The following is a 14567-nucleotide window of genomic DNA, read 5'->3' as shown; positions in this document are numbered from 1 at the left end:
CAGTGACCTGCCAGTGACCTGCCAGTGACCTGCCAGTGACCTGCCAGTGACCTGCCAGTGACACGCTGGCTGCATTGCGGCTGCGCAGGCGCCCGTGCCGATCCTGCGTGGCCGCCCGCCCCCGGCTGCGCTCACTCGGCTCTGGCCCCCGACACCCGCACCTGCTCGGCCGCCACGGGCATCTGCTCGCGCACGAAGCGCCAGAACGCGTCCACGTCCATGGGCTTGACGGGCAGCGAGCCCTGTTCGATGAACTGCTTTTGCACCTCGGGATTGCGCAGCGCCGTGGCCAATGCGCCGTTCAGGCGCTCCAGCGCCGCACGCGGCGTGCCGGCCGGGGCAACCAGGCCGTACCAGGAGTCGGTGTAGAAGCCCTTGACGCCTGCTTCCTCGAACGTTGGCACATCGGGCAGGGCCGGCAGGCGCTGGCGCGAGGCCACGGCCAGGGCGCGCAGCTTGCCTGAACGGATGAAGGGGATGGCGCCCGTGGTGAGCACGAAGTCCACGCGGCCCGCCATCAGGTCGGTCATGGCCGGGGCCGTGCCCTTGTAGGGGATGTGGGTGACATCCACGCCCGTGAGCTGCTTGAAGCTGGCGCCGGCCAGGTGCTGGCTGGAGCCCACGCCGCCCGAGCCGTAGTTGAGCTGGCCCGGCTTGGCGCGCGCCGCCTCCAGCAGATCGTTGACCGAGCGCAGCGGCGAGGCCACGGGCACCAGCAGCACGCTGGGCGAGGTGGTGATCATGCCGATGGGCGCGAAGTCCTTGAGCGGGTCGTGGTTGAGCTTGGCGTAGAGCGCGGAGTTCAGGCCGTGCGAGGCCACGGTGGCCAGCATGATGGTGTTGCCATCGGGCCTTGCGCGGGCCGCCGCGTCGCTGCCCAGGTTGCCGCCCGCGCCGGCCCGGTTGTCGATGGTGATGGGCTGGCCCAGGGCCTCGCTCATGCGCGTGGCCGCCAGCCGCGCCACGTTGTCGGAGGGGCCGCCCGCAGGCCAGCCCACGATGAGGGTGATGGGGCCTTGCGCCAGCGCGGGCACGGCCAGCGTGCACAGGGTGAGCGCAGCCAGGCTGCGGCGCGACAGAGGGGTCATGGCAGTCGTCCTTGTCCATTCAAAGGTTTGCATGGCCAGGTCCTTCAGGGCTTGCCGTCCTGCCAGGGCATTTCGGTCCAGAGCTTGCGAAAGCCGGCCTCGGTGCGCTCCAGTTCGGCCGCGTAGGCGGGCGGCGCCAGGTAGCGCAGCGGCGCGTACATGGCCTCGGCCTGCTGCCTGAACTGCGGGTCGGCCGCGATGGCGGCCACGGCATCGACCAGTTTTTTGCGCACGCCTTCGGGCAAGCCCTTGGGCGCGGCCAGGCCGCGCAGGGAGGCCAGCTCGATATCGATGCCCTGCTCCTTGAACGTAGGCACCTGCGGCGCCAGCGAGCTGCGCGCGGCCGACATCTGACCCAGCAGGCGGATGGGAGTGCCGCCCTTCTGGTAGGCCAGCACCTCGCCCACGTTGATGGCGCCAATGGTGATCTGCTGGCCCGTGGCTGCGGCGCGCACCTCGCCCGCGCCCTTGTAGGGCACATGGGTGAGCTGCGTGCCGGTGGCCTTGGCGAACAGCAGCATGGCCAGGTGGTCGTCCGAGCCCGTGCCCGTGGTGCCCACGGTCACGGCGCCAGGGTTGGCCCGGGCGTAGGCGGCCAGGCCGGCCAGCGTGGTGATGGCGTTGCTGTTGTGGATGGCAAAGCCCCCCGGGTCGTCCACCAGGTTGCCCAGCAGGTCGTACTGGCTCCAGTGAAAGCTGCTCTTGCGCTCGATGGGAATGGTCAGCACGTTGGGCGTGTTGATGAAGCCGATGGTGTAGCCGTCCGGCTTGGCCCGCGCCAGTTCGCCAAAGCCGATGCCGCCGCCCGCGCCGGGGCGGTTGAGCACGACCACGCTGCCGCCCAGCTTCTTTTCCAGATGGCGGGCCAGCAGCCGCGCCACCAGGTCGGTGCCGCCGCCGGGCCCGTAGGCCACGATCATCTCGATGTTGCGCGAGGGATAGGGGGCCTCGCCCTGAGCCTGGGCCTGGGTCTGAGCCTGGGCCAGGGCCGGCAGCGCCATGCAGGCGGCGGCCAGGCCTGCGCACAATGCGCGCCTTGCTTGCTGTGTCATCTTTGTCTCCTGGGTCGCCTCTTGCAGTGGTCTGAGAGGCTTTTTAGTCATGGTGAAGGAAGCGGCTAACGGGACGGGGAAAAGGACAGGGAACGGGACGGGTCCAAGGCCCTGGCGATGCGCTCGCGCGCATGCGGCCAGACCTCGGGATTGACCAAGCGCGCGGGCCGCTGGCCATTGGCCAGCAACTGCACGATCTGGGTGGCGGCCAGCTCGGCGTTGTTGCGCCGGGCCTCGTGCGTGACACCGGCGGTGTGGAAGGTGGCCACCACCTGGGGCAGGGCCAGCAGCGGATGGGAGGCGGGTGGCGGCTCCTGGTCCCAGACATCGAGCCCGGCGCCGGCCAGGTGGCCGCTGGCCAGGGCGGCGTGCAGGGCGGCCTCGTCATGGATACCGCCGCGCGCCGTGCTCACGAAGATGGCGCCCGGCTTCATGGCCGCAAAGGCAGCGGCGTCCATCAGCCCCAGCGTGGAGGCATCGCGCGGGCAGTGCAGGGAGACGATGTCCGCGCGCTGCAGCAGTTCGTCGAAGCCCAGGGCCTCGGCCCCGCGCGCCGCCAGGCCGGCCGCGTCATAGGCCGGGTCGCAGCCGATCACCTGCATGCCGAAGGCCCGGCCCAGGGCCGCGACGCGGCTGCCGGCCTCGCCCACGCCCACCAGGCCCAGGGTGCGGCCGCGCAGCTCGTGGCCCATGACGTCTTCCCGGCTGAAGCCCCGCCCCGGGGCGCGCAGCAGGCGGTCGGATTCGTTGATGCGGCGCAGCACGGACAGCATCAGGCCGATGGCCATCTCGGCCACCGAATCCGCATTGCCGCCCGACTGGTTCATCACGGCCACGCCGGCGCGCGTGCAGGCCTCGATATCGACGGTGTCGCAGCCCGACCCGCTGGAGGACACGGCCAGCAGATCGGGGCAGCGCGCCAGCAGGTCCGCCGTGGCGAACCAGTGGCGCGGCAGCTCGTCCTTGGCGGCCGTGATCTGGTAGACCTGTGCGCCGGCCAGGGCCTGCCAGGCGGCGGCATCGTCGCCCTCGCGCCGGCAGGTGATCAGTTGCACGCCAGGTGCGGCCGAGACGATGCGGTCGAAGGCCGCATCCAGCCAGTAGTCGAAACGGACAACGCGGCAGTCCATCACAGCACCCCCTTGGCGGCCAGCGTGCGCGCCACCCAGGAACGGTCGGCACGGCCTGCGGCAATGGCGGCGAGCACGTCGGCCTCGTCGCGCTGTATGGCCTCCACGCGGTCGGCAATGGCGGCGGCCTCGGCGGCGGGCACGGCCAGCAGGCCGTCGCCATCGCCCAGCACCAGGTCGCCCGGGTGGACGACCATGCCGTCGATGCTCACGGGCACATGCAGCTCGCCGGGGCCGTCCTTGTAGGGGCCACGGTGCGAGACGCCGCGCGCATACACGGGCAGGCCGTGCTGGCCGATGGTGTCGCTGTCGCGGATCAGCCCGTCGATGACGATGCCGGCCGCGCCGCGCGCCATCATCAGCGCCAGCATGATCTCGCCAATGATGGCGTTGGGCCCGGCGCCGCCCGCGTCCACCACGATCACGTCGCCGGGGCCGCAGATGTCGATGGCCTGGTGCACCATCAGGTTGTCGCCGGGCCGCGTGCGCACGGTCAGCGCACGGCCCACCAGCGGCCCCTGGCGGCGATGGAAGGGCCGCAGCGCCGAGGTGCCCGTGGTGCGGCTCATGGCGTCGCTGACATTGGCGACCGGAAAGCCGCGGTAGCGCTGCAGCAGCGCATCGCCAAGGGCGGCCTCGGGCCGGGCGTGGATATGGAATCCGGGAATCTTGCTCACTGCTGTGTCTCCGTCTGTGTCTGTGTCTGTTGTCTGTGCCGATACCGTTGTCTTGCCGCTCAGAACGCATCCCAGGCCTGCGCGTGGCGCACGCAGGCCGGCGTGACCTGGTCCAGGCGCGTGGCGCCCAGCATGGCCATGTCGCGCAGCACCTCCTCGCGCAGCAGGGCCATGGCGTGGGCCACGCCCGCCGGCCCGGCCACCGAGGCCGCGTAGTTGAAGGGCCGGCCCACGAACACGCAGCGCGCGCCCAGGGCCAGGGCCTTGAGCACATCGGTGCCCCGGCGCACGCCGCTGTCCAGCATCACCGGCAGGCCGGGCACGGCGCGCACGATGCCGGGCAGCACGCGCAGCGGTGCCACGGCGCCATCGAGCTGGCGCCCGCCGTGGTTGGAGACGATGAGGCCGTCGGCCCCGTGATCGCGCGCCAGCACGGCGTCTGCAGCCGAAAGAATGCCCTTGACCACGAGCTGCCCCTGCCAGCGCTGGCGGATGGCGGCCAGATGCGGCCAGGCCAGGTGGGAGCGGTCCGAGAAATCGCGCATCACGCTGGCCGACAGGATGGGCGCGCCCCGGTGCGCATAGTTGTTCTCGAAATGCGGCATGCCGTGGCGCCACAGGGTCTTGAGAAAGCTGCCGAACAGCCAGCGCGGGTGGCTGATGCCCTGCCAGGCCAGGCCCGGCCCGGGCCGCAGCGGCGTGGAGAAACCGGCGCGCACATTGTTCTCGCGGTTGGCGGCCACGGGCGTGTCTACGGTGATCACCAGGGTCTGCACGCCGGCGGCGGCCACGCGGTCCAGCAGCGCATCGATCTGGCCCTGATCACCCGGCAGGTAGGCCTGGAACCAGGTGTGGGGCGCGGCCGCCATCACCTCCTCAAGCCGGATCAGCGAGGAGCCGCTCATGATGGCCGGCACGCCCGCCTGCTGTGCGGCCTGGGCCAGCACCAGATCGCCCCGGTAGGCCGACAGCGCGGCAATGCCCATGGGCGCCACGCCGAAGGGCGCGCCGTAGCGGCGCCCGAACAGCTCGAAGGAGGGGTCGCGCTGTGCCACGCCCACCAGCGCGCGCGGCACGAAGGCCAGCTCGGCAAAGGCGCGGCGGTTGTCCGCCAGCGAGGCGTTGTCCTCCACCGCCCCGCTGATGTAGGCATGGATGGGGCGCGGCAGGTGCCGCCGCGCCAGCCGCTCGAAATCATCGAGCGACAGCACCTGGCGCAGGCGGCGCGGCGGCCTGGCAGGGGCTGGCGCAGCAGCTGCAGGAGCGGTGGTGGAGGGGACGGTGTTGGCAGGCATTGCCGGCCAATGTAGAAGGGCCAACCTGCAAAGAAAAGCGAAATAAATAGGAATCGATATTTCGATTTTGGAAGAATGTCGCCATGACCCTCAAACAGCTCGAAGCCTTCTACTGGGCCGCCACCTGCCTGAACTTCAGCGTGGCCGCCGACCGCGTGCACCTGTCGGTCTCATCGCTGTCCAAGCGCATTGCGGAGCTGGAGGCTTCGCTGGGCGTGCAGTTGTTCGACCGCAGCGGCCGCGCCGCCGAACTCACGCCCCAGGGCGAGCAGCTGCTGCCGCGCATCCGCGAGCTGCTGCACGGCGCCGCCCAGCTGCGCGAGGCGGCGGGCCGCAGCGTGGGCCTGCAGGGCCGCTGCCGCATCGGCTTTGGCGAGCTCAGCGGCCTGACCTGGCTGCCCCGGCTGGTGCAGCGCGTGGCCGAGCTGCACCCCGACCTGCAGCTGGAGCCCCACACCGACATCGGCCAGGTGCTGGAGCAGCGCATCGTCGATGGCGAGCTGGACTGCGTGGTCATTGCCGGGCCGTCCTCGCGCAGCAGCCTGGCCTTCGAGCAGGTCGCCCAGGTGCGCTTTGTCTGGGCCGCCAGCGACGACTTCATCGCCCGCGCCGGCACCGGCCTGCCCCGGCGCCTGGTGCGCGAGCAACTGCTGATCGCCCTGCCCACCGGCTCGGGCGCCACGCGCACGCTGGACGACTGGCTGGGCCGCCACGGCCTGGCCGTGGAGCGGCGCCTTTCCTGCAACAGCTGGGGCGCCGTGGTGGGCATGGTGGTGGACGGCCTGGGCTTCACCTACATGCCCGAGCAATGGGCCCTGGCCCTGCAGGAACGCGGCCGCCTGCGCGTGCTGGACGGCAGCGCCGAGGCCGCAAAGCACAGCGCGCTGGCCCCGCTGACCTACACCGTGCAATGGCGCCGCGACGATGCCCGGCCGCTGATCACGGAAATGCGCGAGATCATCCGCAGCGTGATCGATTTCCCGGCGCCGCGCTGTTTGAGTTGAATAGACGGAAAGCGTGCCGTCAGCCCACGGTATCCGGCTCCCGCGGCAGATCCTCCATCACCCACGGAGCCTCTTCAATGCGCGCCAGCAGTGCCAGCGTGGCCTGCTGCAGCGCATGCAGCCTGTGCGGCTCCAGCGCCCCCTCGACGATGGCCTCCACATGGAGGTTGCCTTCCTTGAAGCGCAGCGTCACTCCGTCCATCACCAAGGCGTGCATTCCCCCGACCGCTTCCTGGACCGGCGGGGCAACCGTCTCATCGATCCGGTAGAGCAGGTCCAGCGCCTCGAAGTCAGGCGCGTCACCCAGGCCCTCGATCGTTGGCAGATTCAGGTGCTTGTATTTGCGCAGTGAATGCGCAAGCCGCATGCTCATGAGCCGGTTGCCTTTGCCATCGGCACGCCGCATGGCCCAACGCTGCCAGGGCCTGCGGGTCAATCGCCGCCACTCGCCGGTCACTGTGTCCAGCGACCAGTCGTCGATGTTCTCGGGCGTCAGGCATTGCTCGCCAAACCAGCGCTCGCCGCCGCTCACCACGATGGTTCTCCCATCGCCTGCCAGACAGGCCTCATGCTGATAGATCCAGCCGGGCGCCTCGCCATGCGTGGGAACCGCCTCGATGCGCATGCTGTCCAGCAGCAACCTGTACACCCGCGTCATCCCCGGCATGCGCTGGTGCCGGTAGCCCAGGCCGCCAATGATGAAGATGGCGTCACCCACCAGCGTGGCGCTGTGGAAATCGGTGGGAGGGAAGGCATCGTCCGGGTAGCCGTGGATGGCGATGCCGCCATTCGCGTCGATGACGATGACATCGTTGTAGATGAAGAAGTCGGGATCGCAGCTGTCTTCGTGCTCGCCGCCGATGTGCACGACCCGGCCATCGGCCAGCACCGTCTCGCTCTTGCCATACCGGGCAAAGCACCACATGGGCCCTTGCGCAAAGGGCGACGGTCCACGCAGAAGTTCGTTCGCGCCATAGGCGCTCCAGCGCGTGCGCACCATCCAGTGCCACAGCGGATTGTCCTGCCGCGTCGGGTTCAGCGCTCCGGCCCGGGGCGAGCGCCAGAGGGCAAGATCCCGCACGGCTTCCTCGGGCGGCGGCTCGGCCTTTCTGCGTTCGGCGGCGTCCTCCTCAGCGAGAAATTGCGCAATCTCATCCTGTTTGCTCTGATCGCCAGCCTGCATAGCCTGCCTCCTCAAAAACCGTACAAAACAACGCCACAAGCAGCGCGAGACAATCGAGCCCATGACCACCGCGCCGATTCCAGATTCCGCCGACCCCATGCCCCTGCCGCCCGACCAGCCCGACCTGGACGCCTGCTGCGGCAATGGCTGCGACCCCTGCATCTTCGACAGCTATGACCTGGCCATGGACGAGTACCGCCAGGCGCTGCGCGCCTGGAAGGCGCGCAACGAAACGCCGGCGGGCCAGGGATAGGAATAGGGATAGGGGTAGCGCGATCAGTCCACGCGGGCGATCAGGTCCAGCTCCACGGCCGCGCCCTTGGGCAGCTGCAGCACGCCCACCGAAGTGCGCGTGTGGGCACCCACGGGGCCCAGCACCCGGGCGATGAGGTCGGAGGCGCCATCGGCCACCTCGCTTTGCTGGGTGAAATCGGGCGCCGAGCGCACATAGACGGTGATGCGTGCAACGGCGCGCACGGCATCGAGCGAGCCGGCCGCGCGCTGCACGAAGGCCAGGGCCCGCATGGCGCAGATGGCGGCGGCCGTTCTGGCCGATGCCAGGTCGATCCCGGCGCCGACCGTCCCCACGTAGAGCACTTCATCGCCGACGCGGGGAATCTGCCCGCTGACGAACAGTTGCTGGCCGTCGCGCACGACGGGGCTGTAGTTGCCGCCTATCTTGATCTCGCCATCGAAGCGGTGGCCGAGCTCGAGGGCGGCCTGGGCGAAGCGTTCATCTGCTGTCATGGTCTGGTGTCCGGAGTAAGGCAAGCGCGCAGTCTAGAGCGTGTGGTGCACCGGCGCCTGCAGCGGCTTCAACTGCCCGTGGACGCGTAATGCCTCATCCCCATGCGCCAGGCGCCCGAGGCCAGCCAGAGGAAGGCAAAGCCGGCCAGCGGCGAGACCCAGCCCAGCCAGGCCGGTGCGCCCAGCGGGTCGGGCTTGCCCAGCACGGCCAGCGCCGGGTAGTAGGCCACGCAGGCCAGCGGCACGGCGAAGGTCAGCAGGCGGCGGAACCACTGCGCGTACAGGGCCAGGGGGTACTGGGCGGCCTCGACGCTGCCGTAGCTCAGCACATTGGCGGCTTCCAGGCTTTCCACGGTCCAGAACGAGAGCGCGCCCTGCAGCACCAGGATGCCCAGGAACAGCGCCACGCCGCCCGCCACGGCGAACAGCGCCACGGCGACGGCCTGGGGCGTCCACGCCACGGCGCCCTGGGCCGTGGCAAAGCCCAGCACCAGCAGGCCCTGCAGCAGGCGGCCCAGGCGGCTGATGCGCACGTCATGGCCCATGAGCTGCAGCCACACGGGGCGCGGGCGCAGCAGCAGGCGGTCGAAGGCGCCGGTGCGCAGGAACTGCGTGCCCAGCACGTCGAAGCCCCGGCCCAGCGCATCGGCCAGGGCGAACATGCAGTTCACCAGGCCATAGAACACGGCCACTTCGCCGATGCGCCAGCCCTGCACCTCGCCAAACCGGTGGAACAGCGCCCAGACGGCGATGACCTCGATGCCCGTGACCAGGAACTGACCCAGGGTCAGCATCAGCGCCGAGGCCGGGTAGCGCGCCTGCCCGCCCAGCGAGGCCAGCGCCAGGCGCAGGAACATGGACAGCGATCCTTTTTGCTTGGCCATGGCGCTCACCCGCCCTGCACTTCGAGGCCGCGCATGGTGCGCGCCATGGCCACGCGGCCCAGGGCCACGATCACGGCAATCCACAGGGCTTGCAGCGCCAGGCAGGCCAGCATCTGCGCACCCGCCATCTGGCCGAAATAGATGCGCGCAGGAATGTCCATCACGCCCGCCAGCGGCTGCAGCAGCAGCGCGGTCTGCCAGGCGTCGGGCATCAGCGCCAGCGGCAGCAGGTTGCCCGACAGCACGATGACCACGGGCGCGGCCAGCGTGTTGATGCCTTTTTCATTGAGCGCGGCGGCGGCGGCAACGTTCAGCAGCATGACCAGTGCCGTGGACAGCAGCAGCGCCAGCAGCATGGAGGCGGCAAAGCCCAGGCCTGCGGCCCAGCCGGCCGGCGGCTGCCAGCCCCAGGCGCCCAGCCCCATCAGCGGCAGGGCCAGCCCTGCAAACGCCACCATCAGCGCCACGCGCGGCAGCACGCGCGCGGCGATCCAGCCAGCCGAGCGCACGAACCACAGCGCATAGGCATCCACGGGCCGCAGCCGGTCATAGGCAACGGCGCCCGTGCGCACGGCCAGCGCCACGTCGGGGTCGCCGCTCCAGGGCAGCAGCGCGAACAGGCCCTGCGCCACCCAGGTGTAGGTGATGGCGTGCTCCAGCGAGATGGGCGCGCCGGCCGATGCCGAGGCGCTGCCATAGAACGCCGCCAGCACCATGGTCTTGATGGCGCCCCACCAGCACTGCGTGGCAAAGCCCGCGTAGGCGGCCGTGCGGTACTGCAGCATCAACAGAAAGCGCGAGGCGAAGGCGGCCTTGTAGGGGCGCAGCAGGTGTCGCAGGCGTTGGCGCGGTCCCATGGCGCTCAGACCTCCGAGGCACCATGCATGGCGTAGAAGCGGGCGATCACGGCCTCGATGGCCATGTCCTGCCCCTCGCCTTCGCCATCGCCCGTGCCATCGCGCTGCGCCGCCGCCACCTGGGCGCGCAGCGCATCGACCGCGCAGTCGGCCAGCACGCGGCCATGACCGATGACGATGACGCGCCGCGCCAGCGCCTCGATGTCGTGCATGTCATGCGTGGTCAGCAGCACCGTGGTGCCGCGTTCGCGGTTGGCGCGCAGCACGAACTCGCGCACGGCCAGCTTGGAGGGTGCGTCCAGGCCGATGGTGGGCTCGTCCAGGAACAGGATCTCGGGCTCGTGCAGCAGGGCCGCGGCGATCTCGGCGCGCATGCGCTGGCCCAGGGACAGCTGGCGCACGGGCTGGTCCAGCAAGCGCTCCAGGCTCAGCATGGCCACCAGCTCGTCGCGGGTGCGCGCAAAGCGCAGCGGATCGACGCGGTACAGGTCGCGCAGCAGGTTGAAGCCATCGCCCACGGGCAGGTCCCACCACAGCTGCGAGCGCTGTCCGAAGACCACGCCGATCCGGCCCACATGGCGCTGGCGGTCGGCGAAGGGGTCGCGCCCGTCCACCTCCACGCGCCCGCCATCGGGCCGCAGGATACCCGACAGGATCTTGATGGTGGTGGACTTGCCCGCGCCGTTGGGGCCGATGAAGCCCAGCAGCTCGCCACGCTCCAGCGCAAACGACACGCCATCCAACGCCTGCACCGTGCGGTGGCGCGGGCGCACCAGCGCGCGCAGCGCGCCCATCACGCCGGGGTCGCGTTCATGGATGCGGTAGGTCTTGCGGAGGTCGTGGACGAGGATCTGGGGCATGGCGCTGGGCGGTGAGGGGGCGCGATTCTACCCGGCGGTGCTCGCCGGGGGCCCCCGCCGTTCAGCGGATGCGGTGGATGGACCAGTTGGTGTCTTGCACGTTGAGGGCCAGGGTCATGCCGCTGGCGTTGTAGTGCAGGCCCACCACATCGCCTGCATTGAGCTGCACCTCGGCATCCAGGGGCACTGCCGCGCTTCCCAAAACGGTGCGCAAGGTCAAGAGAAGGGGAATATTGACATTGAGGATCGGCAGCTTGGCTTGCGCCAGCATGTCGCTGCCATTGCGGCGCACCTCGAAGGCAGGATTGATGCCAGCCCCAAGTGACACATTCACCGCAGCTGCCGTCGAGTAATTGACCACGCTGCTGATCTTGTACGTGCCTGTCGCAGGCACCACGAAAGTGCCGTTGGCCGCATCGAACGCAGTGTCCGCATAAAAAGGCACGTTGGCCGTCCAGCCGGTCAGTTGCGTCGTGGCAGAAAAGCTCATCGCAGGCAGCTTGGCGGAAAAGCCCTGCTCTGCCAGGCTGGTTCCCGCTGCGCCCGTCGCACCCGAAGGGCCGGCGGGGCCTGCCGGACCGGGAGCGCCATCAGCCCCCGTGGCTCCGGTGGGCCCTGTCGCTCCTGCCGGCCCTGCGGGGCCGACTTGCCCTGCAGGGCCTGCAGCGCCGGTTGCTCCCGCTACCCCCGTTGCACCCGTTGCACCGGTCGCCCCCGCCAAGGACGCGGGATCGCAACGTCCCAACGTGCCCGCCGCGTCATGGCAGATGGGGCTGGTCAGGCTCGGGGCCGTGGCCGGGAGGCCAGGCACGGCCACCGCGCCCGTGGGACCCACGCGCAGTGCCGCACCTCCGGCTCCAGAGTTGATCACCATGCCACTGCCCGGAGCCGGGGTGATCACGATATCTGCCGCCAGGGCGGGCCCCAGGGGAAGACACATCAGCAAAAGGCTGTTCAATGCGTGTTGTTTCATGGTTCCTGTGATTCAGCAAAAGGTCGATGACAGCACCAGGCCCGAGGGCTGGGGTGCGGAGTCGCCTGGCAAAGAGGGATGGCAAAAAGGGATTCGTGCCCGCCTTGCTCCTGGCAAGCTCGGGGGCCGGCCAAGCCGCAAAAAGAGCTGCGGCGGCGCGGACCCATGGCGGGAAATTGTGAAACTTTGTAGATAGTAGTTTCCAAAAGAATCTGCGTAAATACCCTTCTGCCCCAGCATCCGAAAAGGGCCGATCCCTTCAAGACGCGGGCTGCAACGTCCCTTTGCTATCCTGCGCGCCCATCGCACACCGCCCATCCAAGGAAACACAACATGGCAGCTGAAGGCAATGCAAGCCAGCTCGTAGGAATCGTCACGCTGCTGGGGGCCGCCGTGGTGGCCGTGCCGCTGTTCAAGCGGCTGGGCCTGGGCGCCGTGCTCGGCTACCTGGCCGCTGGCCTGGCCATAGGCCCCTACGGGCTGGGCCTGGTGACGGACGCGCAGACCATCCTGCACGTGGCCGAGCTGGGCGTGGTGATGTTCCTCTTCGTCATCGGGCTGGAGATGAAGCCCTCGCACCTGTGGGATCTGCGCGGCCAGATCTTCGGGCTGGGCAGCCTGCAGGTGGTGGTGTGCGCGCTGCTGCTCACGGGCGTGGGCATGGCCTTCGGCTTTCCGTGGCAGGTGGCCTTCGTGAGCGGCGCGGGCTTCGTGCTGACCTCCACGGCCATCGTCATGCAGGTGCTGGCCGAGCGTGGCGACATCCTGGCGCCGCGCGGCCAGCGCATCGTCTCCATCCTGCTGTTCGAGGACCTGCTCATCGTGCCGCTGCTGGCCGTGGTGGCGTTTCTGGCGCCTGCCGATGCGGCGCCCGTGGCGACTTCGCCCCTGTGGCAACGCGCGGGCGTGGCCCTGCTGTCGCTGGGCGCGCTGGTGGGCGCGGGCCTGTGGCTGCTGAACCCGCTGTTCCGCATCCTGGCCAAGGCCAAGGCGCGCGAGGTGATGACGGCCGCCGCGCTGCTGGTGGTGCTGGGCGCCGCCCTGCTGATGGAGATGGGCGGCCTGTCCATGGCCATGGGCGCCTTCGTGGCGGGCGTGCTGCTGTCCGAATCCTCGTTCCGCCACCAGCTGGAGGCCGATGTGGAGCCCTTCCGCGGCCTGCTGCTGGGCTTGTTCTTCCTGGGCGTGGGCATGGCGCTGAACCTGGAGGTGGTGGCGCTGAACTGGCGCATCGTGGGCATGGGCGTGGTGGCGCTGATGCTGGGCAAGGCGCTGTGCATCTATGCCGTGGCCCGCGTGGCACGCAGCAGCCATGCCGATGCGCTGGACCGCGCCATCCTCATGGCCCAGGGCGGGGAGTTCGCCTTCGTGCTGTTTGCCGAGGCGCTCAAGCTCGGCGTGCTCGACCCCGAGGTGCATGCCAACATGACGGCCATCGTCGTGCTGTCCATGGCCATCACGCCGCTGGTGGTGGTGCTGCACAAGCGCCTGGCAGGCGCCGAGGCCGTGTCGCTGGACGGCGTGGAGGCGCCGCAGGACCTGCGCGGCAACGTGCTGGTCATCGGCTTCGGCCGCGTGGGCCAGATCGCCAGCCAGGGGCCGCTGGCCCGTGGCGCCAAGCTGTCCATCATCGACAACGACCCCGACGTGATCCGCAACGCCGAGCCCTACGGCTTCAAGGTCTACTTCGGCGACGGCGCGCGCGCCGACATCCTGCATGCGGCCGGCGCCAGCCATGCCAGCGCCATCCTGGTCTGCGTGGACAGCAAGGCCGCCGCCACGCGCATCGTGGAGAACGTGCGCCACGAATGCCCGCACGCCCGCCTCATCGTGCGCGCCTATGACCGCGAGCACGCGCTGGAGCTCATCCAGAAGGACGCCGACCATGTCGTGCGCGAAAGCTTCGAGTCCGCCCTGCTCATGGGCCGCCATGCCGTGCTGGCCCTGGGCGCCACCGAGGACGAGGCCCAGACGCTGGAGGCCGAAGTGCGCGGCCGCGACACCGAGCGCTTTGCGCTGGAGACCGCCGGCGGCAACTTTGCGGGGCGCGCACTGCTGCTGGGCAATATCGAGCGCATCGATCCGCCCCGGCACGACAAGCCCACCGCCAGGGACTGAGCGCGCAAGGGCCGCAGGCCCCGCTCAATGCCGCTGGTTGATCTGTATGAGATTGCCGCAGGTGTCGTCAAACACCGCAATCGTGACCGGCCCCAGATGCGTCGGCGGCCTGGTGAAGCGCACGCCGGCCGCGCTCAGGCGCTCGTACTCGGCCTGCACGTCGTCCACGCCGAAGAAGGTGGCCGGCACGCCGTCGGCATGCAGGGCGGTCTTGAACGGCCTGGCGGCCGGGTGCATGTCGGGCTCCAGCAGCAGCTCCACGCCATCGGCATCACCGGGTGATGTCAGGGTGAGCCAGCGCGCATCGCCGCCCATGGGAATGTCGTGCTTGAGAACGAACCCGAGCACGTCGCGGTAGAAGGCCAGGGCCTTGTCCTGGTCGTCGACGAGCACGCTGGTGATGACGATCTTCATGGGGCAGTCCTTATGTCGCACGCGGGGCGACCGACGGGGACTATGGTAGTGGACCGGCCTTTCATCATGCGGAGTGCTCCAACAGCACTGACCCGTCCCCACGCAAGCAGAGAGGGTCACCGGGGCTTGGGCATCAGTCAATCGTTGCTCCCGACAGCTTGACCCGCTTCTGGTCCTCGACCAGCCTGGACTGAAAGCAGGTCGGCGCCAACCGCTAATCAACGACGCGATGCCCAGCGCCGGCCTGGACGCCTGGGGCAGTCTGGAGGGAGGCCACTCGGCAAT

At 69.7% G+C, this 14567-nt stretch carries 15 protein-coding genes; 3 read left to right on the top strand and 12 right to left on the bottom strand.

The genetic code is table 11. From position 1 onward, the window contains the following. Nucleotides 1-131 precede the first annotated feature (131 nt). The 5 genes from IAE24_RS21965 to IAE24_RS21945 form a co-directional block, all read right to left on the bottom strand. The gene (locus IAE24_RS21965; RefSeq protein WP_199962328.1) at nucleotides 132-1088 is read right to left on the bottom strand and encodes a Bug family tripartite tricarboxylate transporter substrate binding protein; all 957 of its coding nucleotides are present in this window, start codon (nucleotides 1086-1088) and stop codon (nucleotides 132-134) included. A gap of 44 nt (nucleotides 1089-1132) precedes the next feature. After that, nucleotides 1133-2140, bottom strand: a complete 1008-nt coding sequence (locus IAE24_RS21960; RefSeq protein ID WP_199962329.1) for a tripartite tricarboxylate transporter substrate binding protein — start codon at nucleotides 2138-2140, stop codon at nucleotides 1133-1135. Between the two features lie 65 nt (nucleotides 2141-2205). Then, nucleotides 2206-3270: a hydroxyacid dehydrogenase gene (locus IAE24_RS21955; RefSeq protein WP_199962330.1), complete on the bottom strand. Its 1065-nt coding sequence runs from the start codon at nucleotides 3268-3270 to the stop codon at nucleotides 2206-2208. Next, nucleotides 3270-3947 (bottom strand): RraA family protein, encoded by a 678-nt coding sequence (locus tag IAE24_RS21950; protein ID WP_047327856.1) that lies wholly within the window; start codon nucleotides 3945-3947, stop codon nucleotides 3270-3272. The genes IAE24_RS21955 and IAE24_RS21950 overlap by 1 nt, the downstream gene beginning before the upstream one ends. Before the next feature lie 59 nt (nucleotides 3948-4006). Further along, nucleotides 4007-5242 carry an alpha-hydroxy acid oxidase gene (locus IAE24_RS21945; RefSeq protein ID WP_065347645.1) on the bottom strand — a complete coding sequence of 412 codons (1236 nt, stop codon included), beginning with the start codon at nucleotides 5240-5242 and terminating at the stop codon, nucleotides 4007-4009. 83 nt (nucleotides 5243-5325) lie between these two features. On the opposite strand from IAE24_RS21945, the gene IAE24_RS21940 reads away from it, so the two are divergent. Then, nucleotides 5326-6246, top strand: coding sequence for a LysR family transcriptional regulator (locus IAE24_RS21940; protein WP_013800558.1), 921 nt, complete (start codon nucleotides 5326-5328; stop codon nucleotides 6244-6246). Between the two features lie 19 nt (nucleotides 6247-6265). On the opposite strand, the gene IAE24_RS21935 is transcribed toward IAE24_RS21940, so the two are convergent. After that, nucleotides 6266-7492, bottom strand: a complete 1227-nt coding sequence (locus IAE24_RS21935) for a hypothetical protein (protein WP_233630785.1) — start codon at nucleotides 7490-7492, stop codon at nucleotides 6266-6268. Between IAE24_RS21935 and IAE24_RS21930 the strand changes: the two genes are divergently transcribed. Further along, nucleotides 7491-7682: an oxidoreductase-like domain-containing protein gene (locus IAE24_RS21930; protein WP_199962332.1), complete on the top strand. Its 192-nt coding sequence runs from the start codon at nucleotides 7491-7493 to the stop codon at nucleotides 7680-7682. The two genes, IAE24_RS21935 and IAE24_RS21930, sit on opposite strands and share 2 nt — an antisense overlap. A gap of 23 nt (nucleotides 7683-7705) precedes the next feature. On the opposite strand, the gene IAE24_RS21925 is transcribed toward IAE24_RS21930, so the two are convergent. The 5 genes from IAE24_RS21925 to IAE24_RS30365 form a co-directional block, all read right to left on the bottom strand. Beyond that, entirely contained in the window at nucleotides 7706-8176 is a 471-nt protein-coding gene (locus IAE24_RS21925) for a RidA family protein (protein WP_012207603.1), read from the bottom strand. 68 nt (nucleotides 8177-8244) lie between these two features. Continuing rightward, the gene (locus tag IAE24_RS21920; RefSeq protein WP_199962333.1) at nucleotides 8245-9060 is read right to left on the bottom strand and encodes an ABC transporter permease; all 816 of its coding nucleotides are present in this window, start codon (nucleotides 9058-9060) and stop codon (nucleotides 8245-8247) included. A 5-nt stretch (nucleotides 9061-9065) separates the two neighbouring features. Then, nucleotides 9066-9917, bottom strand: coding sequence for an ABC transporter permease (locus IAE24_RS21915; protein ID WP_013800549.1), 852 nt, complete (start codon nucleotides 9915-9917; stop codon nucleotides 9066-9068). 5 nt (nucleotides 9918-9922) lie between these two features. Beyond that, on the bottom strand, nucleotides 9923-10777 hold the full coding sequence (locus tag IAE24_RS21910) for an ABC transporter ATP-binding protein (protein ID WP_199962334.1): 855 nt from the start codon (nucleotides 10775-10777) through the stop codon (nucleotides 9923-9925). A 61-nt stretch (nucleotides 10778-10838) separates the two neighbouring features. Next, the gene (locus IAE24_RS30365; RefSeq protein ID WP_233626411.1) at nucleotides 10839-11267 is read right to left on the bottom strand and encodes a hypothetical protein; all 429 of its coding nucleotides are present in this window, start codon (nucleotides 11265-11267) and stop codon (nucleotides 10839-10841) included. Nucleotides 11268-12083: 816 nt separating this feature from the next. Between IAE24_RS30365 and IAE24_RS21900 the strand changes: the two genes are divergently transcribed. Then, nucleotides 12084-13868, top strand: coding sequence for a monovalent cation:proton antiporter-2 (CPA2) family protein (locus IAE24_RS21900; protein WP_043824352.1), 1785 nt, complete (start codon nucleotides 12084-12086; stop codon nucleotides 13866-13868). A 24-nt stretch (nucleotides 13869-13892) separates the two neighbouring features. Here the strand turns inward: IAE24_RS21900 and IAE24_RS21895 are convergent, their stop codons facing one another. After that, nucleotides 13893-14282, bottom strand: a complete 390-nt coding sequence (locus IAE24_RS21895; RefSeq protein WP_012207608.1) for a VOC family protein — start codon at nucleotides 14280-14282, stop codon at nucleotides 13893-13895. Nucleotides 14283-14567: the final 285 nt, after the last annotated feature.

The organism is Delftia sp. S65 (genome assembly GCF_016516495.1).
GTDB lineage: Bacteria > Pseudomonadota > Gammaproteobacteria > Burkholderiales > Burkholderiaceae_C > Comamonas > Comamonas acidovorans.
This window is presented reverse-complemented; position numbering and strand designations above follow the sequence as displayed.